The sequence below is a fragment of the Streptomyces sp. NPDC051020 genome, assembly GCF_040683105.1.
In the GTDB taxonomy this organism is placed as follows: domain Bacteria; phylum Actinomycetota; class Actinomycetes; order Streptomycetales; family Streptomycetaceae; genus Streptomyces.
In genome coordinates this window covers 147,174-168,083 of record NZ_JBFBCG010000003.1, presented here as the reverse complement: position 1 = coordinate 168,083, position 20,910 = coordinate 147,174, and the positions used below count along the sequence as shown (strand labels likewise).

11 protein-coding genes and 1 pseudogene are annotated in these 20,910 nt (G+C 73.1%); 2 read left to right on the top strand and 10 right to left on the bottom strand.

The window, feature by feature from the left end; genetic code table 11:
• Positions 1 to 51 precede the first annotated feature (51 nt).
• The 9 genes from AB0N06_RS03230 to AB0N06_RS03190 all read right to left on the bottom strand — a co-directional run bounded on the left by AB0N06_RS03230 (position 52) and on the right by AB0N06_RS03190 (position 17,025).
• Positions 52 to 4,944 (bottom strand): hypothetical protein, encoded by a 4,893-nt coding sequence (locus AB0N06_RS03230; RefSeq protein WP_366133045.1) that lies wholly within the window; start codon positions 4,942 to 4,944, stop codon positions 52 to 54.
• A 53-nt stretch (positions 4,945 to 4,997) separates the two neighbouring features.
• Positions 4,998 to 5,918 (bottom strand): hypothetical protein, encoded by a 921-nt coding sequence (locus tag AB0N06_RS03225; protein WP_366133044.1) that lies wholly within the window; start codon positions 5,916 to 5,918, stop codon positions 4,998 to 5,000.
• A 160-nt stretch (positions 5,919 to 6,078) separates the two neighbouring features.
• Positions 6,079 to 7,605: a hypothetical protein gene (locus AB0N06_RS03220; protein WP_366133043.1), complete on the bottom strand. Its 1,527-nt coding sequence runs from the start codon at positions 7,603 to 7,605 to the stop codon at positions 6,079 to 6,081.
• 18 nt (positions 7,606 to 7,623) lie between these two features.
• Positions 7,624 to 11,277 carry a hydantoinase B/oxoprolinase family protein gene (locus AB0N06_RS03215; RefSeq protein WP_366133042.1) on the bottom strand — a complete coding sequence of 1,218 codons (3,654 nt, stop codon included), beginning with the start codon at positions 11,275 to 11,277 and terminating at the stop codon, positions 7,624 to 7,626.
• A gap of 247 nt (positions 11,278 to 11,524) precedes the next feature.
• Entirely contained in the window at positions 11,525 to 12,520 is a 996-nt protein-coding gene (locus AB0N06_RS03210; protein ID WP_366133041.1) for an SGNH/GDSL hydrolase family protein, read from the bottom strand.
• The gene (locus AB0N06_RS03205; protein WP_366133040.1) at positions 12,517 to 13,680 is read right to left on the bottom strand and encodes a glycosyltransferase; all 1,164 of its coding nucleotides are present in this window, start codon (positions 13,678 to 13,680) and stop codon (positions 12,517 to 12,519) included. The genes AB0N06_RS03210 and AB0N06_RS03205 overlap by 4 nt, the downstream gene beginning before the upstream one ends.
• Positions 13,677 to 14,855 (bottom strand): glycosyltransferase family 1 protein, encoded by a 1,179-nt coding sequence (locus tag AB0N06_RS03200; protein WP_366133039.1) that lies wholly within the window; start codon positions 14,853 to 14,855, stop codon positions 13,677 to 13,679. The genes AB0N06_RS03205 and AB0N06_RS03200 overlap by 4 nt, the downstream gene beginning before the upstream one ends.
• A gap of 140 nt (positions 14,856 to 14,995) precedes the next feature.
• The gene (locus tag AB0N06_RS03195) at positions 14,996 to 16,414 is read right to left on the bottom strand and encodes a HEAT repeat domain-containing protein (RefSeq protein WP_366133038.1); all 1,419 of its coding nucleotides are present in this window, start codon (positions 16,412 to 16,414) and stop codon (positions 14,996 to 14,998) included.
• 218 nt (positions 16,415 to 16,632) lie between these two features.
• Positions 16,633 to 17,025, bottom strand: a complete 393-nt coding sequence (locus tag AB0N06_RS03190) for an ankyrin repeat domain-containing protein (RefSeq protein ID WP_366133037.1) — start codon at positions 17,023 to 17,025, stop codon at positions 16,633 to 16,635.
• 299 nt (positions 17,026 to 17,324) lie between these two features.
• On the opposite strand from AB0N06_RS03190, the gene AB0N06_RS03185 reads away from it, so the two are divergent.
• Both AB0N06_RS03185 and AB0N06_RS03180 read left to right on the top strand, forming a co-directional pair.
• A complete protein-coding gene (locus AB0N06_RS03185; protein WP_366133036.1) occupies positions 17,325 to 17,519 on the top strand; it encodes a hypothetical protein in 195 nt (64 codons plus the stop codon).
• A 38-nt stretch (positions 17,520 to 17,557) separates the two neighbouring features.
• Positions 17,558 to 19,051: pseudogene (locus AB0N06_RS03180) on the top strand (hypothetical protein); the annotation flags it as partial.
• Positions 19,052 to 19,256: 205 nt separating this feature from the next.
• On the opposite strand, the gene AB0N06_RS03175 reads toward AB0N06_RS03180, so the two are convergent.
• Positions 19,257 to 20,756 (bottom strand): PLP-dependent aminotransferase family protein, encoded by a 1,500-nt coding sequence (locus AB0N06_RS03175; protein ID WP_366133035.1) that lies wholly within the window; start codon positions 20,754 to 20,756, stop codon positions 19,257 to 19,259.
• Between the last annotated feature and the right edge of the window lie 154 nt (positions 20,757 to 20,910).

The following is a 20,910-nucleotide window of genomic DNA, read 5'->3' as shown; positions in this document are numbered from 1 at the left end:
CACAGCTTGCCGGGAGGGGCCTTAGTGCCCCGGCAGGACGTCGAAGTCGCGCTAGCCGGACGGCATTCCGGCACGCCGGGGCGGCTCGGGGGCCCGGGGTGCGTCGAGGGCTCCGGCTGCCTCTGATGCGTCGGGCGCCGCCGGTGTGCGCTTGAACATGCGGGTCGCGGTGATCTCTCCGTGCACCGTCTCGCCGTTCGGATCCTGCTGTGGCAGGCCGGGGCGCAGGTGTTCCTCCACACTGATGTACTTCAGGCCCGCCCTCAGGTCCGCGTCGTTGCGCAACCGGATGACCAGCGGGAATTCGGCGAGCGCCGTGGTGTCGAACAGACCCGTGGTGTAGAGCAGTTGTACGCCGAGGGCGTCCGACACCGCGCGCTGGAGCTCCAGCAGATACGTGGCATTGGCGCGGCCGATGGGATTGTCGAGGAAGAGCGTGCCGGCGTGACGGTGCTGGTGCCGGTCGCGGCCCCGGTCGTTGCTGCGCAGGGCGGCCATCGTGCAGTACAGGGCGATGGCGGCGGTCAGCAACTGGCCGCCGGAGAAGACGTCGCCCATCTGTCCGACCGGGACGCGTTCCGCGCGGAGCACCGCGTCCGGCTTGAGGATCTCCACGGCGATGCCCTTGGGCTCCAGGGCCGCCTGTACGCCGCGCAGCAAAAGGGACATGCCGTCCCGCCGCAGGTCGGAGTTCTTCTTGAGGGCGGCGCGAGTGGCCTCGTCGATGACGTCGCCGAGCCGCTCGGTGAGCGTCGCCTGGTCGGGCTCCTCGAAGCGGATTCGGAGGAACTCCTGGCCGGACCACTCCCCCAGGCCCTCGGGGAGCTGGGAGAGCCGCTGGGCGGAACGCAGGGTGGTGAGTGCGGACTCCACGAGTCCGCGGAGCCGGTCGATGATGGAGTCGCGGTTGCGCTCCAGCTGGGCCAGCTCGTCGGTGAGGACGCGGAGTCGGGGCGCGAAGGCGGCGGCCCACTTCTCGGCGTGCTCCGGCAGTGCCGCGGCCGGGAGTTCGCGGATCTGCTGCCGGGCAGGGGTACGGACCTGCTCGTAGCGGGTGGAGTTGGCGTGCCGTACGAGGACGTCGCTCGCTTCGCGTACGGCGCTTTCGGCGGCGGAGAGGTCGGCGGTGCAGCCGCGCAGCGAGCGACGGGCCTCGGCCGCGGACTGCCGGGCCTCGTCAAGGCTGCCGGGGTACGGCTCGGGGGCCTCCGGGTCGTCGTCGGCGCCGTGGTCCCTGAGAAGGTCGCGCAACAGGGCGGCGGTCTCGTCGAAGCCTCCGGCGGATGCCTCGGCGGTGCGGTGGGCGTGGAGCAGTTCGGCGTGGGCGGCGCGGGCGGTGTCCAGGGCGCCGGTGGCGGTGCCGAGTTCGGCCGTGGCCGTACGCAGGAGGGTCTGGGCCTGCTCGGCTTCGGCGGGGACCAGCTCGTCAGGGAGCTCGGTGTGGTGGGTCTCGCCGTCGACCGGGGCGAGACGCTCGGCCTCGCCGCGCAGCCGGCCGAGCTGCTCGCTCGCGGCGGAGGCCCGGGTCTCCAGGAGCTGGACCAGGGATTCGGCGCGGGCGGCGGCCGCCTGGCGCGACGGGCCGTCGGCTCCGTCGGTGCCTTCGAGGAGCTGGGCGGCGCGGGTGCGGACCTTGTTGGTGAGCCGGTCCAGTTCGGCGAGGGCGGCGCTCTCGTCGCTCTCGGCGCGGGCCTGTTCGGCGCGCAGGTCGGCGCCGACACCCACCTTCTCGTACAGCTGGGATGCGGCCCGGTAGGCCTCGCGCAGGGCGGGGAGGGCGGGGCGTGGGGAATCGCCCTCGGGCTCAGGGAGGTTCTCCGGGGCGCCTGCGATCTCCGCACGTTCGGCGCGCAGGGCTCGGGCGGTGCGGCGGGCGTCGTCGGCCGCGCGCTGGGCGGCCCTGCGGTCTTCGTCGGCGGCGCGGGCCCGCTCCAGGCAGACGGTGGCGCGGGCCTCGGACTCGGCCGCCTCCTCGACGAGCTCGCGCAGTCGTGCCTGCCAGCGCGAGCGTTCGCGGAGCCGGTGGGCCAGGCCCGCGAGGGCGTCGGCGACGCGGCGGGCACGCTGGGCGGCCTCCTGGCGCTCGTCGCGGACGCGGGCGGTGTCCGCGGCAGCTTCGTCGGCCTCGGCGCGCGCCGAACGGGCCTCGGCGAGCACGGCCTGGGCCGTCTCGGCGGCCGTGCGGGCGGTACGGGCGGCCTCGGCGAGCTCGGCGAGCATGCCGGGCGGGCAGTCGGTGCGCCAGGAGCCGATCCGGGCGGCGAGGGACCGGTCTCCGGCGAGGCGGGCCGCAAGCGTGCGGATGTCCTCGTCGCGGTCGGCGGCCCGGCTCCGCAGCGCCTGGCGTTCCTCGTCGGCGGCATGCTCGTCGTGCATCGCCGGGTTCGGCGGGACGAGGAACACCCCGTCGGTGCTCCGGGCGGAGCCGGTGCCGGGGGCGGGTACGGGGGCGAGCAGTGCGGCGGTCGTGCCGACGGCAACGGCGGAGCGTGGCAGCAGGGCGGCGCCGCCCAGGACCTCGCGGGCGCGGGCGTGCGAGTCGGCGTCGGTGATGATCACGCCGTCGACGAGCTCGGGGCGGGCGGCGAGCACCGCCGCGTGGTCGGCCGGGTCGACGGCCTGGGCGAGGTAGCGCCAGCCCGGCAGGGCCGGGATGCCGTGCTCACCGAGGTATTCGACGGTGGCGAGCACGTCGGGTCCGGGCGGCAGCAGTCCGCCGTCGCCGAGTGCGCCGAGGATACGGGAGTCGTCGGCCGCGGCGGTGCGCAGTTCGAAGAGGCGGCGTTCGGCGCCGGCGATGCCCTCGTCGAGCAGCTCCCTCAGCTCGTCGGCGCTCCGGTCGAACTCCTCTGCGGTGAGCGGCTGTTCGGCGGTCAGGGAGTGCTCGCCCGTGGCGGTGCGGTCGGTGGCGAGTGCCTGGCCGGCTACGGCCTGCCGATCGGAGCCGGCCGCGGCGGTGCCGGAGGCCGTACCTGCTCCTGCCCCGTCCTCGCGCCCGTCCTGCGGCGCCGGGGCATGCGGTGCCGCGGTGCCTGACGCGCCGCCCGGTGCGTTGCCGGTGGCTCCGCGACGGGGCCGGGGCACACCGACGCCGTGAGCCGAGGGGAGGCCCAGCAGGTCGGCGAGGCGGTGGTCGGCGGCGATCGACTCGGCGGCCCTGAATTCGGCCTCGTACGACTGGTCCGCCGCCTGCGCACCGTCCGCGGCGCGCGCTGCGGCGAGCTCGGCTCGGCTCTCGGCGGCCGCCGCTTCCCTGGCCCGGTCGGCCGCGGCTCCGGCCGCTTCCCGTGCGTCGTTCCAGGCGGCGACGGTGGACTGTTCGGCGTCGCTCGCGGCGAGGGCGGCCCGCGCCGGATCGGCGTCCGGCGCGGTGTTGTCGAGCCAGCCCGCCCGTACCGCCTCGGCGGTCTCCTGCTCGACCTCGGCGAGGCGCTGGCGCAGATGTCCGGCCTCACTGCGGGCGCGCTGGGCCTCCGTGGCGGCGGTGGTGGCATCCCGGTGGGCGGTCTCGCCCGAGGCCTGGAGGGTGTTGGAGCGCTCCTCCTCCTCGTTGGCCAGCTGCTCGCCGGCTTCCGCGGCAGTGTGCAGAGCGCGTACGAGGTCGGCAGCAGCGGTGGCGCGGGCGGCGAGCGCGGGCGCGGCGTCGCGTTCGGCCTCGCGGATGGCGACGGCGACGCGCGCGGACCGGTCGGCGGCGGCGCGGTGGCGCAGCACTGCTTCGGCAGCCTGCCACGCGGAGTGCAGGGTGCGGGCGTCGACCAGTTCGCGGCGCTGAGCGGCCGCGCCCTTCTCGGCTGCGGCCAGGGCCAGGGAGGCGTGCCGGTAGGCCAGTTCGGCGGCGATGAGAGCGCTGCGGCTGCGGGCCTCCTCGGCGGCGGTGACGGTGTGGGCAGCGCCCGTCACCTGCTGGGCGAGGTCGGCGGTGCGGCCGCGCTCCTGGGCGGCCCGGGCGGAGAGCCTGCGGGCGAGAGTGCGGGTGCGGTGTTCGGCGCCCGCGTGGATGTCGCGTGTACGGGAGCGGGTGCCGGTGGCTTCGACGATCCGGCCGAGCAGGTCGACGGAGCCTGCGGTGAAGTCGCGTTCCGCGGTGAGTTCGGCCCGGCGGCCCAGCTTGTTGCCGAAGCCACTGACCAGGTCGGCGAGACCGTCCGTGTCGCGAGTGTCCGTGACGGCGCGGAGCAGCAGGTCGGTGAAGTCGGAGTCCTTCTTGACCGCGAAGAGCCCGGCCGCCTCACCCTCGTCGGCGTTCATCTCGCGCTGGTAGCGGAAGAGTTCGGGGTCGAGGCCCAGGTCGCCGAGGTGCTCGTTCCACCGGTCGTGGATCTCTTCCCAGTGCACATCGAGGTGCTGGTAGAACTTGCCCGCATCCGTGAGGGCGTCCCGGAAGCCCTTCATGGTGCGGCGCCTGCCCTGGGCGCCGGAGGCGCCTTCGACGGGGCGGCCGACGGCGGTGGCCTCGGCGACCGGCAGCGAGTCGAGGCTGAGACCGGGTCCGGGGCGGAAGGAGTACCAGGCTTCCGCGAACTTCCGCGGGTCGTTGGAGACCTGCCGTCCGCGCCACTCGCTGACCTTGCCGACGACGACGCACTCGCCCGTGAGGGTGTGCTGCCACTCCAGGGCGACATGCCCGCAGTCGTCGGCGAGCAGGAACTTGCGCAGTACGCCGGAGCTGGCGCCGCCGAGGGTGTTGCGGTGGCCGGGCAGCATCACGGAGAAGATCAGCTTCAGCAGGACGGACTTGCCGCCGCCGTTCTCCAGGAAGAGCACACCGGCGGGTGCCGGGCGGCGCGGCGGGCCAACCGGCTCCTCCTCGAAGAACTCCGCCTGGGCCGGCGCGGGGTTGGGCACGGGTTCGCCCACTCCGCGCAGGTCAAGCACGGTGTCGGCGTAGCGCGCACCGGCAGGCCCGATGGAGTAGAGGCGGACCCGGGACAGCTCGTACATGGCGGCGGACTCTCGTCGTTCGGAAAGCAGGAGTGGGGCGGCGGTGGGGGTGCTCAGGCGTGGAAGGGCAGACCGGCGTCGGCCGCCAGCTCCAGGTCGTCGCCGTCGGGCGGCGGCAGCAGTGTCGCCGTTCCGTCGGTGACGGGTACGACGCCGAGTTCCAGGAGTTCGGCCATGGCGGCGGTACCCGCCATGTCGCGTACCTGCAGCTGGTAGCGGGCGGTGGTACGGAAGGCTCCTCCGGCGTCGTCCCCGGTGCGCTGGAGGAAGCCGGAGTCGGTGAGGAAGGCGACGGCCTTGCCGACGATGCCAGTGGTGGATCCGGCCAGCCGCCGGGCGTCCTTCGTCGCGCCGGTGGCGCTGCGCCGGGCATAGATCCGCCAGGCGGCTTCCAGCCCCGGGGCGTCGGTGGCCGGGTCGGTGTTGTCGCCGTGTTCCTCGGCCCGCTCCTCCAGGCGGTGGCAGGCCTGGCGTACGAACGCGTCGATGCCGTTGACCGTGACCCGGCCGATGTACGCGTCGTCAGCGAGGTCCTCGGGGCGCGGGAAGGCCATGGCGGCGACGGCGAGATGAGCCAGCCCGTGCAGGAAGCGGTCGGCCGAGTCGGAGGATGCGCGGCGGGCGTAGTCGCCCATGCGGACGGCGAAGACGGAATCCTCGCCCGCCGTCACGGCCATGCCGGCCCGGGTGGAGACCTCCAGGACGACGAGACCGAGTCCGGTGGCCACGGCATCGGCGAGCCGGGCGAAGGGGGTCTCCTCCCGGTAGCGCCGGAGGAGCTCGGCGTATTCGGCGTCGCGGGCGGGCAGCAGCTTGGGCTGCAGCCCGAAGGCGACGAGCCGGGCGGCGTCGGCCGCGTCGGCCGGGGTGACTGCGGTGGGTGCCGCAGGCTCGTGGGCGGCGTCGCCCTCGGTCGCGTACCCGGCGGTCGGCTCGCTCCACGCGTCGGTGTGCTCTGCGCGGTAGTCGCTCACGACGGTCGCTCCTCGGTGCGGGATCTCGGTGGTACGGGGTGGGCGGCGCCGGCTCTCACGGCGTCCGTACGGAAGGGTGCGGGCGGAACCGCGCATCCGGACGTGGCGGCCCGGGACCGGCGGTGATCAGGCTTCCGCCGGGTCCGGCGCCCCCGCCCGCTCATGAGGCCTCCGAGCGGTCCGCGGCCATGCCCGCCGCGTCCAGCAGGGCCATGCCCACGATCAGGTCCGCCCCGCCGAACTCCGGGTCGTCCAGCCGGGTCCCGTCGTCGACGGCGAACAGCAGGCGCCGCTCGCCCTGCCGGTAGGCGGTGCCGACCGGCGGGGACGCGGCGTGCACCGCGAGCAGGGCCACCAGATAGGGCAGGTCCGGATCACTCCGCCGGGCCTCGGCGAGGAGTCCGGAGAGCCGGCGCGGTGCGTCGTGCTCCAGATCGAGGAGGTTCATGGCGCTCGCCAGCTGCTCCTCGCTGAACCTGCTGTCGTCCGGGGTGGCGATCAGATCCGGCTCGGGCATCTCGGCACCCAGATGCTCCCGTTCCAGGGGCGGGGTGAGCAGCATGTCGACCAGGTCGCCCACCCGCACCGAGGTGGGCGTGCGCAGCCCTGTGCCATGGGCGAAGAACGCGTCGGTGACGCGGATCGCCTCTTCGACGGGGAGCGGCAGCAGCGGGGCGACCAGCTGGCCGTACAGGTCGAGGCCGGTCCTGGCCGTGGGGGTGGCGAACGCCTGCCGGTCCTGCTCGGCCCGGAACAGCGGTCCCGCGTCCAACAGGCGGGACTGCAGCTGGGTGTGGCGACGGATGCAGTCCTTGACTATGTCGACGAGCTCGGCGGCGCGGCGCTTGTGCTCGGGGTCCTCCGCCTCGTCCCGGGCCTTGCGGATGTTGGTGAGGATCGCGTTCTCGTGGCGGTAGCGGTCGGCCACGTGGTCCAGTGCCTCGGCAATCATGTCGGGCACGGCGTTGAGCCAGTCGACGGCCCTGACGTTGCGCCGGGTCGCCTCCAGCGTCTTGCGGAGCGTCTCCGCGTACTGCACGGTGCGGTAGCGGGCCTGTTCGGCGGCGAGCTGCGCATCGGCGAGACGGCCCCGGCTGATCAGGACCTCCAGTTTCACCTCGGCGGCGATCTGGGCGCTGGTGACGTCCGTGTCGAGGGCGCCGACCAGGACGTTGACCGCTTCGTCGGTGGCCCTCAGATAGACGCTGCCGCCGTACCCGGGTACCTCTTCGATCAGCTTGAAGTCGTAGTCCCTGCGGACATAGACCCCGTCCGGGCCGAACGTGCCGTACACCGCGCGGAAGCCGCGGTCCACGCTTCCGACGTTGATCAGGTTGTCGAGCACCCAGCGGGCGACTCGCTCGTGCTCCGCGGTGGGACGATACGGCGCCTGGGCAGCGACGCGCGGGAGCAGTTTGGCCACTATCTGCTCGTGGTCGGCGCCCGTGTCGAAGTCCATGTGCAGCGTGACCTGGTCGATCGCGGCGAGGGCGACCTCCGCCATCGCGTAGACCGTGTACTCACCGGCCAGATTCGCCTTGCGCACGTCGAGGTCGTGCAGCGGCGCCGTGCAGGCGAGCGCGCGCAGCCGCCGGGAGAGCCCCTCGTCGGCAGCCGGGCCCGGGGCGGGCCGCGGCCCCGCGCTGAGCTGGGGCGCAGCGTTGTCCGTGTAGGCAGGCGAAGTCACGCTGCACAGATTAGGTCCTCACACCGACAACGGTCGAAACGGCGCAGAAGCGACCGGCTGCGGCACTCCGTATCCTCCGCCGCCGGGTGTGCGCAGGACCAGCACATCGCCGGGCGCCAGTTCGGCCGTGTCACATCCCTCCAGCGAGGTGACCGTGTTCTTCCCGTCGGCTCGCTCGATGTGCTGGCTGCCCAGCGCGCCCGGTTCGCCGCCCGCCATGCCGTACGGAGGGACGCGGCGATGTCCGGTGAGCAGCGCCACCGTGACGGGTTCGAGGAACCGGAGTCTGCGCTCGACCCCGCAGCCGCCGTGCCACCGACCCGCTCCCCCGCTGCCGTCCCGTACCCGGAAGCTCTCGACCAGGACCGGGTAGCGCCATTCGAGCACTTCGGGATCGGTGAGCCGGGAATTGGTCATATGGGTCTGCACGGCGTCGGTGCCGTCGAAGCCGTCGCCGGCGCCCGAGCCGCTGGCCACCGTCTCGTAGTACTGGACGCGGTCGTTGCCGAAGGTCAGGTTGTTCATGGTGCCGGAGCCCTCGGCCTGGATGCCGAGCGCCCCGTACAGCGCGCCCGTGACGGCCTGGGAGGTCTCCACATTGCCCGCGACGGTGGCCGCGGGATGGACGGGCGCCAGCATCGAACCCGCCGGGACTCTGACCTCCAGGGGTTTGAGGCAGCCGCTGTTGAGCGGGATGTCGTCGGCGACCAGGGTCCGGAAGACGTACAGAACCGCGGCCATGACGACGGACTTCGGGGCGTTGAAGTTCCCGGGCTGCTGCGGCGAGGTGCCGGTGAAGTCGACGATCGCACTGCGGGCGGTACGGTCCACGGTCAGCGCGACCTCGATCACGGCGCCGTTGTCGGTCTCGTAGCGGTACGAACCGTCGTGCAGCCGCGCGATGATCCGGCGTACGGACTCCTCTGCGTTGTCCTGCACGTGGCCCATGTACGCGTGGACGGCCTCGGCGCCGAACTGGTCCACCATGCGGCGCAGTTCCGCGATGCCCTTCTCGTTGGCGGCGATCTGGGCCCGCAGATCGGCGAGATTGGTGTCGGGGTCACGGGACGGGTACGCGGCGGTGGTGAGCAGCTCGCGCGTCTCGGCCTCGCGGAACCTGCCGTCCCTCACCAGCAGCCAGTTGTCGAACAGCACCCCTTCCTCGTCGATGGTGCGGCTGAACGCGGGCATGGAGCCGGGGGTGATGCCGCCGATCTCGGCGTGATGGCCACGTGACGCCACCAGGAATCTCAGCCCCGGCCCGTTCTCGCCGCGTTCGTCGAACACCGGGGTCACCACCGTCACATCGGGCAGATGTGTGCCCCCGTGGTACGGGTCGTTGATGGCATACACATCGCCGGGACGCATGGTGGAGCCGTTGCGCCGCAGCACTTCCTTGATGGACTCCCCCATCGAGCCGAGGTGTACCGGAATGTGCGGGGCGTTGGCGATCAGGTTGCCGTCCGCGTCGAAGAGCGCACAGGAGAAGTCGAGCCGCTCCTTGATGTTGACGGAGTGGGCGGTGTTCTCCAGGCGCACGCCCATCTGCTCGGCGATCGACATGAAGAGATTGTTGAACACCTCCAGCATGACCGGGTCCACCCGCGTGCCGACGGCGGTCCGGTCGGGGCGGGGGCGGACCCGAGTGAGCAGCAGATGGCCGGTGTCGCCGATGGTGACCTGCCAGCCGGGGTCGACGACGGTGGTGGCGTCGGCCTCGGCGATCACGGCGGGACCGGTCACGGTGTCCGACGGTTGCAGCGCCTCGCGCCGGTGGAGCGGGGTGTCCCGCCATCGGCCGTCGGCGAACATCCTTACCGTGTCGTGGGGTTGTGGCGTGCCCTCGCGGACCGTCCGATCCACCGGGTGCGGTACGTGCCGGCCCGCCGCACCGGTCGCCTCGACCGACACCGCCTCGACGAGCAGTGGTCTGTCCATGGTGAAGCCGTAGCGGGCTCGGTGCTCGTCCGTGAACGCCCGTGTCATCGCGGGCGGGGTGTCCAGGTCGACGGGCAGGCTCGCGTCCGTGCCGGCATAGCGCAGGAGGACCCGGGCGTGGGTACTGATGGCGCTGTCCTCGAGTCCGTCGGCGTGCAGTTCGGCGCGGGTGCGGGCGGCCAGTTCCGCGCAGAGCGCGTCGACTGCGGCCCGGGTGCCTTCGGCGTCGAGCTCCGCTTCGACCGACTGTTCGCGCATGGCGGTGGCGTCGGCGAGACCGATGCCGTACGCGGACAGCACCCCGGCCAGCGGTGGCACGAGGACGGTGTCGACGCCGAGTGCGTCGGCGACGGCGCAGGCGTGCTGACCGCCGGCGCCGCCGAAGCAGGTGAGGGCGTAGCGGGTGATGTCGTGGCCGCGCTCCACGGAGATCTTCTTGACCGCGTTCGCCATGTTGAGCACGGCGATCTCCAGGAATCCGGCCGCGGCCTCGGCTGCGGTGCGCCGCGTGCCGGTGGCCTGTGCCACCTCGTCGGCGAGTGCTCCGAACCGCTCGCACACGACGTCGGCGTCGAGCGGCAGGTTTCCCTCCGGCCCGAAGACTGCCGGGAAGTGCGCGGGCTGGACCCGGCCGAGCATCACATTGGCGTCGGTGACCGTGAGCGGCCCGCCCCTGCGGTAGCAGGCCGGGCCGGGGTCCGCGCCCGCGGAGTCGGGTCCGACCCGGTAGCGCCGGCCGTCGAAGTGCAGGACGGAGCCGCCGCCGGCCGCGACGGTATGAATGTTCATCATCGGGGCGCGCATCCGCACCCCGGCCACCTGGGTGCCGAGCTCCCGCTCGAACTCGCCCGCGTAGTGCGAGACATCGGTGGAGGTGCCGCCCATGTCGAAGCCGATGACCCGGTCGAAACCGGCCTGTCCGGACGTACGGGCCATGCCGACCACCCCACCGGCGGGGCCGGACAGCACCGCGTCCTTGCCACGGAAGTGCGCGGCTTCCCGCAGTCCGCCGTTGGACTGCATGAACATCAGCCGGACGGACTCCAGTTCGCCCGCGACTTCCTCGACGTACCGGCGCAGGATCGGCGAGAGGTACGCGTCGACGACGGTGGTGTCGCCGCGCGGTACCAGCTTGATCAGCGGGCTGACCTCGTGCGAGCAGCTGACCTGGGTGAAACCTGCCTCACGGGCCGCGGCGGCGACGGCGGTCTCGTGGGCGGGGTGTCGGTAGCCGTGCATCAGGACGACCGCCGCGCTGCGGAAGCCGTCCGCCCTCGCGGCTCTCAACTGCGCTGCGGTCGCAGGCAGATCGAGGGGGGTGAGGGTCCGGCCGCGCGCATCGATCCGCTCCGGGACCTCGATCACCCGGTCGTACACGGCCTCCGGCAGCAGGATGCGGCGGTCGAAGAGGCGCGGGCGGTTCTGGTACGCGATGCGCAGGGCGTCCCGGAACCCTGCGGTGGTGACCAGGACGGTCGGCTCCCCACGCCGCTGGAGCAGGGCGTTGGTGGCGACGGTCGTGCCCATCTTCACGCTGCCGACCCGGTCGGCGGGGACCGGGTCGGCGGGGCCGAGGCCGAGCATGAGGCGGATCCCGGCGACGGCGGCGTCACGGTAGCGGTCCGGGTCGTCCGAGAGGAGCTTGCGGGTGACCAGGTGCCCGTCGGGATCACGGCCCACCACGTCGGTGAACGTGCCGCCACGGTCGATCCAGAACTCCCAGCGTCCCGTCATCCCTCCATACTGACGCGTGGCGCGGACAACCAGTGCCGTGACCGGCAATGTTTGCCCGATCAGGAGCGTCGTCCGGTGCGTAGGCGGCCGGAGGTCCTGGAGTGGGGGTCTCCCCTGCTCTGACGAAGCCGAGAGCTTGCGGGAGCAGCTACCAGGGCTTGTGGCCAACCGAACGGGCGCGACGGACGACGCGACGGGGCAAAGCCTGCCAGACGCCGCCTGGCAGACGGGACTTTCGAAACACGCCCTAGGACGCGACGTGCCGCCCCTCGGGCGTGACGGCGGCGAGCGCGCCCTGCAACGCCTGGTCGGCCCGTCGGTCCAGCTGCCCGCTCGTGCCGCACGCCCAGTGCCGTACCTCCGCTCCCGCCAGGCACAGCAGCTGAGGCAGCAGATCGGTGCTCCGCCGCACCAGCCACCCGGTGCCCGCCGTGGCCAGCCAGAACAACGAATCGGCACGGCTGGGCGGCGGCTGCTCCGGCTCGCGTCCGGGCGGGGCGCCGAGGGCGAGACCGCGGGCGGCGAGCAGGGCGTGGAATCCGGCCGCGACCGACCGATGGCCACGCTCGGCCGGATGGAGCCGGTCGACGCTCCACAGTGAACGGTCGGAGACCCATGTCCCGTCCGAGGCGTGCAGATGGACGGCGTCGTAGCGGGCGGACAGGGCATGCACCACGGCATTCACCGCACTCTGGCGCCGGGCCAACGGGCGCCCCAGGGGTGCGGGCAGCCCGAGGACGGAACCGGGATCGGGCAGACACGCCGTCAGGAGTACCGCTCCGCCGCCGGTCAGGAGCGCACAGACCTCGTCGAGCCGCTGGGCGACGATCCGGATGTCGAAGGAGCGGCGGAGGGTGTCGTTGACGCCGACGACCACGGAGGCGAGGTCGGGCCGGAAGGCGGCGGCGGCCGGAGCCTGCCGGTCGCGGACGTCGCCGGAGAGCGAACCGCTGACGGCGAAGTTACGGAACTCGACGCCCCGGTGCCGGTCGCCGATGCCCTCGGCAAGCAACGCGGCCCAGCCGCGCCGGCCACCGTGGACAGGATCACCGACTCCTTCGGTGAGCGAGTCCCCGAGCGCCGCGAACCGGATCGGCGGGTGGGGGCTCCCGGGCGGCGCGGTCGGTTCCGGCGGAGCCTCCGTGACGGGCACGGGAGCCGGCCGGCAGACCGGCACGGGCACCCCTGGCACGACCGGCACTGCCACGGCACCCTCCGCGCCGCCCGCCCGCACCCCCGTCATGTGAGCGCTCCCCGCATCCCGCCCCGCTGCGGCACTTGGTGCGCCGCCAGGAACGCGGCCACCGAGCGGTCCCAGCCGAAGAGTTCGGCACGTTGTCTCGCCGCCGTGCGCCGCTGGTTCTCCGGGCGCGCCAGCAGTTGCCGTACCGCCGCCGCGAATGCGCCCCCGGTGTCCGCCGCAGCGGCTCCCGCACCGCCGATCACCTCCGGCAGCGCTGAACTCGCGCTCGCCACCACCGGAGTGCCGCAGGCCAGTGCCTCCAGGGCCGAGAGGCCGAACGTCTCGGCGGGGCCGGGCGCCAGGCAGATGTCGGCCGCGGCCTGCAGATCCGCCATCCGCTCCCGGTCGCGCACATGGCCCAGGAACTCGACCGGCAGCCGCTCCGCCCGCACCCGGCTCTCCAGCCCCGCGCGCAGCGGCCCGTCGCCCGCGACGAGCAGCGTCGCAGGCACGCCCAGGCCGTTCAGGACGGCGAGGGCATCCAGGGCGCGGCCGGGACGTTTCTCCACCGAGAGGCGGGAGCACAGCAGAAGCAGTACGGACCGGCCGTGCGCGTGGCGGGCGCGCAGGACCGTGCTGCGGCGGCCGGGGCGGCAGCGCCGCAGATCCACACCGAGCGGGGCGCGGACCACGTTGTGCGCGCCGATCCGTATGAACTCACGCTCCGCCCACTCCGTGGTGCAGACGATCCTCGTGTAGGCGTGAGCGCTGAGGATGTTGAGGCGGTCGGCGGCGCGTCCGGCCGCGATCGCCGGTACGCCCCAGGTGCGGAGCACCCCGTCCGCCGTCTCGTGGGAGACCATCACGGCGGGCACCCTGGCGCGGCGCGCCCACTCGCCCGTCCAGCGCAGGGTGGTGCGGTCAGAGACCTCCAGACGGTCGGGCCGCAGCGTTCCGAGAAGGTGGCGGAGCCTGCGGCGGCCGGCCAGCACGCGGTAGCCGCCGCTGCCCGGCAGCACCGGACCGGGCAGAGTGATCACCCTGCCCTGCTCCGTGTACACATCGCCGGCGGTGTCGCCGGGGACGACGAGCACCGGCTTGTGCCCGGCCGCGAGGTAGCCGCGGCCGAGTTCGTCCAGGGCGGTGCGCAGTCCGCCGGAGGACGGGGTGACGAAGTTCGCCAGACGAACGATGGTCGTTCCCCGCTCGCGCCCGGTCATGCGGCCACCGCCTGCCGGTCGCGCAGCACCTCGTCGTAGTGGCCGAGCAGCTGGTCGCCGACGGCTTCCCAGGTGCGGCCCTCGACCATGGCCCGCCCGGACCGCCCGTACGCCGCCGCGAGGGCCGGGTCCGCAACGAGTGCGCCGACGGCCGCCCGTACCGCATCGGCGTCGCGCGGCGGGACCAGCAGCCCGGTCCGCCCGTGGCCGACGAGGTCGAGCGGTCCGCCCGCCGCCGGGGCGATCACGGGCACACCGGAGGCCATCGCCTCCTGCACGGTCTGGCAGAACGTCTCGTACGGGCCGGTGTGCACGAACATGTCCAGCGACGCGACGATCCGGGCGAGGTCGTCCCCGGTCCTGCGGCCGAGGAAGGCGGCGCCGGGCAGAGCCGCGCGCAGCGAGGCGCCGCTCGGGCCGTCGCCGACGACCACGACCCGCACGCCCGGCAATCCGCAGGCTCCAGCGAGAAGTTCCACATGCTTCTCCGGGGCGAGCCGGCCGACGTATCCGACGAGCTTCTCCCCGCCGGGGGCGAGGCGCCGGCGCAGCGTCTCGTCGCGCAGCGCGGGCCGGAACCGTACGGTGTCGACGCCGCGCGGCCACAGCTGCACCCGCTCCACCCCGTGGTCGGTGAGGTCGCGGACGGCGGCGGTCGACGGAGCGAGCGTGCGGTCGGCGGCGCTGTGCACGGCGCGCATCCGCCGCCAGGCGGTGTTCTCGCCGGCGCCGAGGTAGGTACGGGCGTAGCCGGCCAGGTCGGTCTGGTAGACGGCCACGGTCGGCAGCCCCAGCCGGGCGGCGGCCGCCATGCCGCGGACGCCGAGCACGAACGGTCCGGCGAGATGGACGAGTTCGGGCCGGTGGTCGATGAGGGCCGCGGTCAGCCGACGGCTGGGAAGCGCCACCCGGACCTGGGAATAGCCGGGCAGCGGCACGGACGGGACGCGCACCACGGGGCAGGGCGCGGCCGACGCGAAGAGGTCGGTGCCGCCCGAGGTGCCGGGGTACGGGGGTGAGGAGGAGCGGGACGTGGTCGTCGCGCCGGCGGTGGCCGGGGCGATGACGAGCGGTTCGTGGCCGCGCGCGGCGAGATGCCGGGCGGTCTGCAGGGTGCAGTGGGCCACGCCGTTGACATCGGGCGGGAAGGATTCGGTGACGATGACGACACGCATACCCGTGTTGTCGTCGCGCCGGACGTGACTGGGCCGACTTGGATCTTTCCCCTCGGGGAACGTCCCATGAGCGTTGGACGTTCGTGGGCGGGTACGCCGCGCTCCCCCGAAGCGCTGCGTCCTGCTGTGCCTGGAGCGCGTCAGACAGCGGGGGCGTCGGGCCCGATCCTGCTGCGTACCGCGGTCTGCACCTCGGCCTCTTCGGCCGGGTCGGCGGCCAGTCGCCGCAGCCGTTCGGCGACCCTGATGTCGCCGGTCTCCGCATGGAGTGCGGCGACCTCGCGGGTGGACTCCTCACAGTCCCACAGGCATTCGACGGCGAAGCCCGTGGCGAAGGAGGGGTCGGTGGCGGCGAGCGCGCGGGCCGCCCGGCCGCGCAAATGGGAGGAGGACGTCTCCCGGTAGACATGGCGCAGGACGGGTGCGGCACAGGCGATGCCCAGCCGGCCCGTGCCGTCGACCAGGGTCCACAGGCGCGGTGCGTCCGGTCCTTCACCGCGTACGGCGTCGCGCAGGGCGGCGAGGACGAAGGAGGCGTCCTGCGCTCCGCCCCGGCAGGCGAGCACGCCGGCGGCGGAGGCGCCGAGCGCGTCGGGCCGTCGGGCCCAGCGCCGGGCCCGATCCACCGCCGCGTCGCCGCACATCCGCTCGAAGGCCGACACGGCCGCGTCGGCGACGATGCTCGACGGGCTGACCGCCGCGGCCTCGATCAGGTCGAGGACAGCGGGGTCCCTGACCTCGGAGAGGTAGTGCAGGGCAGCGCAGCGGGCGCCGTCCGGGCCGCTGCGGGCGGTCTCGACGATGAACGGCCGGTCCTCGGGACCGGCGACGGCGGTGAGGCAGCGGGCGGCCGGTACGTGCAGGACGCTGCCGCGGTCCAGTCCCTGCTGGGCCCAGTCGAACACGGCCTGGACGCTCCAGCCGGGGCGTGGGCCGCCGGGCCGCATCTGCCGCTGCCAGCGGTCGAACGAGCCCTGTTCGGAGGCGGCCCTGACCCGGGCGCCGACCGCTTCACGCGGGTCTTCGGCCCACAGCCGCCAGGGCCGGGGTTCGAAGGCGTCCCGTACGGCGGCCGCGAGTTCGGCGGCGCCCTCCTCGGTGGCGGGGAACCGGCCGAGGACGGGCACGGCGAGGGAACGGAGCCCGGCGTCGTCGTCACGCAGGGCCAGCTCGTCGAGGGCCCACGCCCAGTTGGCGCCCGTCGCCGCGTACCGCCGCAGCAGGGCCAGGGCGTCGCCGCGTCCGTACGAGGCGAGGTGGCCGAGGACCGCGAGGGCCAGGCCGGTCCGCGAGTCGTCGGTGTCGATGTGGTCGTCGGGATCGCAGAGGTGCCGCTCGATCTCCTCGATGCCGCCGTCGAGGTCGAGATACAGGCGTGCGTAGTAGAGGGAGCGGTTCTCGACCTGCCAGTCGTGACGCGGGTCGCTCAGGACACAGTGGTTGAGCGCCGCGAGGGCCTCGGGGCGCGGTGCGGCAAGCGCGTGGAGCGTGCCGTCGCCGCGGCCCCTCTGCAGCAGGCCGAGCAGGGTGCCGCTCGGCGCTATGAACGGATCGAACATGGGAGAAGCCTCACATCAAGCTGTCGACGCAACCGGGACTGTGCAGTTCCAAGTGCCTGGTGGGCACTACGCCGCGCAGCAACATGATCGGCCGACCGCCGTCTTCTGCTTGTTGTAGAGCATCTTCCTCTGCCTCTCGTCGGTGGCCCGAATCGGGCCCGCGACGTCATGATGACCCAGCCATTTCGCCACCGCGACCACATTTACGGCGAACCCGTTCAGCGGGAGCCGAAGAGTCCCAGCAGGTCGGCCTTGCCGAACATGCGTGCGACGTCCGTTGCGGACGGTGTACCGGCGTCCGGGTCGGCGCCCGCGGCGAGCAGCGCCTCGATCACCGCGGCCTCGCCCTTGAAGACGGCTCCGGCGAGCGGCGTCTGCCCGCGGTCGTTGGCCCGGTCCGGGTCGGCTCCCCGGCTCACGAGGGCGGCGACCGCGGGGGCGTGCCCGTGGTACGCGGCGAGCATGAGCAGCGAGTCGCCCCGGTCGTTGGTGAGGTTTGCGGGCACACCGGCGTCCACGTACGCGGCGAGCGTCTCGGTCTCCCCGCGGCGCGCCAGGTCGAAGACCTTGGTCGCCAGCTCGACGACCTCGGGGTCGGGGGCTTCGCTCATCGGACGGACCGCCTTCCATAAACGGTTTCACTGCTGTCGGCCAGGGGCTGGTACGCCGTGGCGGCCGTACGAGTGAATCGACAGGGTACTGCTCTGCAGCGCAGATGCCGCGCCCGGCCGCGGCATGTGCGGCCGGAACGGTGCGCGGCACCCCAAGGTCCGTCCGCACCGCGTTCTCCTGTCGGCCGATCCAGTGAAAAAACCGACCTTTCACCCAATTGCAGCTTTAATCCTATAGATACTCTTTGTGAGCCTGGAAGGACTCATGGTGACTGTCCCCACAACGAGGAGAACCACTCATGAACCTTTCCATGTCCGGCGTCGTCATCCTCGGCATCATCGTCTTCCTGTTCTTCAGGAAGGACGGCCTCAAGGGCTCGCACGCCGTCGTCACTGCCCTGTTCGGCTTCTATCTGGCAGGCACCGCCATCGCACCGAGCATCACCGCGGGCGGCGCGAGCCTCGCCGGCCTCTTGGGCGGGATCAAGTTCTGACCCTCCGCGACCGCCCCCACCCCTTCTGGAGGACCGACGTGGCCCGGCGCCCCCTTCCCCGCATTCTGAGCAGCGGCAGCGCTTCGATCACTCGCGGTCGCGAGTTCGCGCGCACGGCCGCCGACAACGCCGCCGACATCCTCCATCCGCTGATCAGGGTCACTCGTGGTCTGCGGCTGCTGGCGGGTGCGGGACGGAAGAAATGGGCCGCGACGCCCAAGGAGCGGCGTAATCCCATTCTGTTCCTCGTCGCGGTCTGCGTACTCGTGGTGGTGCTCATCCCGTACGGGCCGCTGCTCGCCCTGGTCACGGTGATGGGCGTTGCCGCATGGAAAGGTCGGGAACGCACGCCCGCGAAGACCGGTCCCGGCAAGGCCGAGACGGCCCGGCTGCAGGCGCTGTACGAGGCGCTCGTGCCGCACTTCTCCGTCTCCGAGGACCCCAGCCCGCTGTTCGCCCACGGTGGCGACTGGGCCAAGGCGTTCAGCGGCTACGCGTTCGACGGCGACGGTCGCGTCACCCGCCTCCAGGTCTCGTACCCCGCATACTTCACCGACAGCGAGACCGCCTCCCGTGCCCGGATCGAACAGTTGCTGCACGCCAAGTCGGGCCGTGGCCGCGAGTACCACTTCGCCTGGGACGAGGAGGGCAACCAGCTCGTCATGAGCGTGCTCGACGCACTGCCCACCTCGATCGCCGCACAGCGCTTCGTCACCGCGCCGGGCGAGACGGTGCTGGGGTTCACCGACACCGACGCGGTGCAGCGCACCGTGCCGGTGACCGACGGGGACACGACCCGGGACGCTCCCCCGGTCGTCTGGCGGACCGGCGCCCGCTCCACCGAGCCGCACCTGCTGATCGCCGGACAGCCCGGCAGCGGCGTCACCACCCTGATGCGCTCCATCGCCGTCCAGGCGCTCCAGCACGGAGACATCCTCATCCTCGAAGGCAGCGGAACCGGCGAGTACACCTGCCTGACCGGGCGCACCGGAGTGCTGGCCGTCGAGTGCGGACTGGCCGGCGCGCTGGCCAGCCTGGAGTGGGCGGCCCACGAGACGGAGCGGCGGCTGATCGCCGCCAACCGGGCCCGGCAGGCGGGTCACTCCGCGCCCGAGGACACCAGGCGCCCGCTCTGGATCCTGCTGGACCGGCCCAGCGCCCTCGGTCATCTGGCGGCCGCCGACGGCAGACCCGACCCTCAGGAGCTGCTGCAGGTGCCGCTGCGGCACGGCCGCGCGGCCAATGTCACCGTGGTGCTGGCCGACCAGTTCGACAGCCTGGACACGCTCAGCGAGACGGTACGGACCCACACCAGGGCCCGCGTCGTGCTCGGCCACAACTCCCGCGAGCAGATCGAGACGGTGCTCGGCGTGGAGCCGCACACCACGCCTACCCCGGAGGTCCCGCCCGGCCGGGGGTACGTGCGGCTCGGTACCGGTCCGGTGCTGCGGCTCCAGGTTCCGGCCACACCTGATCCGTACGACGACGCGACGAGCGAGGCCCACCGCCAGGCGGTGCTCGATCTCCTGCCCACGGGGGAGACGCCGATCGGGGTGACCGTTCCGGATCCGGCGACTCCAGCGACCGCGGCGACTGCGACCCCCTTGACCCCGCAGAACGCACTGACCGCGGAGATCGCCCTGACCCCCGAGCAGATGTCGCTCAGCGAGTAGGAGCGCGGAAGGGGCGGGGAGGATCGCGCGCCCCTCCCCCGCCCCTTCCGCTGCGCCACGGCCGTCAGGCGACGAACGTGCGAGGCGCCTCCGCTCCCGCGCTCGCCCCCGACCCCACCAGTTCCGCCGCAGCGGCGAGCCGTACCGCCGCCTCGTCCGCCACCGGACCGCCGACCGTGAACGGCAGCCGTACGTATCCCTCGAAGGCGCCGTCGACGCCGAATCGCGGACCGGACGGCACCCGCACCCCCACCCGCTCGCCCGCCACGGCCAGCCGTGACCCCGAGAGTCCGCCGGTGCGCACCCAGAGCGTCAGCCCGCCGCGCGGCACCTGGAACTCCCACTCCGGCAGCTCCCGGCGCACCGCCGCGACCAGTGCGTCCCGGTTCTCCCGCGCCTGACCGCGCCGGAACTCCACGGCCTCCTCCCAGCCCCCCGTGCGCATCAGCCAGTTGATGGCGAGCTGTTCCAGCACGGGTGTGCCCATGTCGGCGTAGGCGCGGGCGGACACCAGACTGCGGATCACGTCCGGCGCGGCCCGCACCCAGCCGATCCGCATGCCTGCCCAGAACGCCTTGCTGGCCGAGCCGACGGTGAGCACGGTGCTGCCCGCCGGGTCGAAGGCACAGACCCGGCGCGGCATCTCGACATCGGCGTCGAGGTACAGCTCGTTCATGGTCTCGTCGACGACCAGGACCGTCCCGGCGGAGCGGGCCGCGTCCACCAGGGCCCGCCGCTGGCTCTCGTCGGCGAGCGCGCCGGTGGGATTGTGGAAGTCCGCCACGACGTACGCGAGCCGGGGTGCCGCGTCGCGCAGCACCTGCCGCCAGCGGTTCATGTCCCAGCCGCCGATCCCCTCCTCCATCGCCACCGGCACCAGCCGGGCGCCCGCCTCCCGCATCAGCTGAAGGATGTTGGCGTACGAGGGGGACTCCACCGCGATCCGCTCGCCGCGCCCGGCGAAGAGGTGGCAGATGGCGTCGATCGCACCCATCGCACCGGTGGTGACCATGATCTGTTCAGGCATCGTCGGAATGCCGCGCCCGGTGTAGCGGTCGGCGATCATCTGCCGCAGCGCGGGCAGCCCGGCCGGATAGTCGCCGTGGGTGTGCGCGTACGGCGGCAGCTCCTCCAGGGCGCCCTGGACGGCGCGGGTCAGCCAGGGTTCGGGCGCGGGCAGTGAGGCACAGCCCAGGTCGATCATCGAACCGAGCGACTCCGGGGGCAGCGGTTCCAGGCCGCGCGCCGGCAGGGGGTTGCCTGCCGGGACCGCGGTCCAGCTGCCCGCGCCGCGCCGGGACTCCAGGAATCCCTCGGCCCGCAGCGCCTCGTAGGCGGCGGCGACGGTGGTACGGCTGACGGACAGGGCGAGCGCCAGCTCGCGTTCGGCAGGGAGCCGGGCGGCAACCGGCACCCGGCCTTCGAGGACGAGCAGCCGGACGCCGTCGGCGAGCGCGCGATAGGCGGGGGGCCTGCGGGCGCCGGGGCCCATCGGCTTCTGCTGCTGGGCCTGGAGCTGCCGGGCGAGCTGCGCGGCACCGACGGCCGAAGTCCACTGCGCCATGTAAATCAGTCCACCTTCCTCGGATTGGCCATAGTTGGCAGCCAATCCCCTGCCACAGAGTGTCATGCGGCAGTCCACCACCACCACACGGCGGCAGTCCACCACCACCACTCGAGGGAGCACATCTTGTCCGTCACCGCCGTTCCCCGCCGGG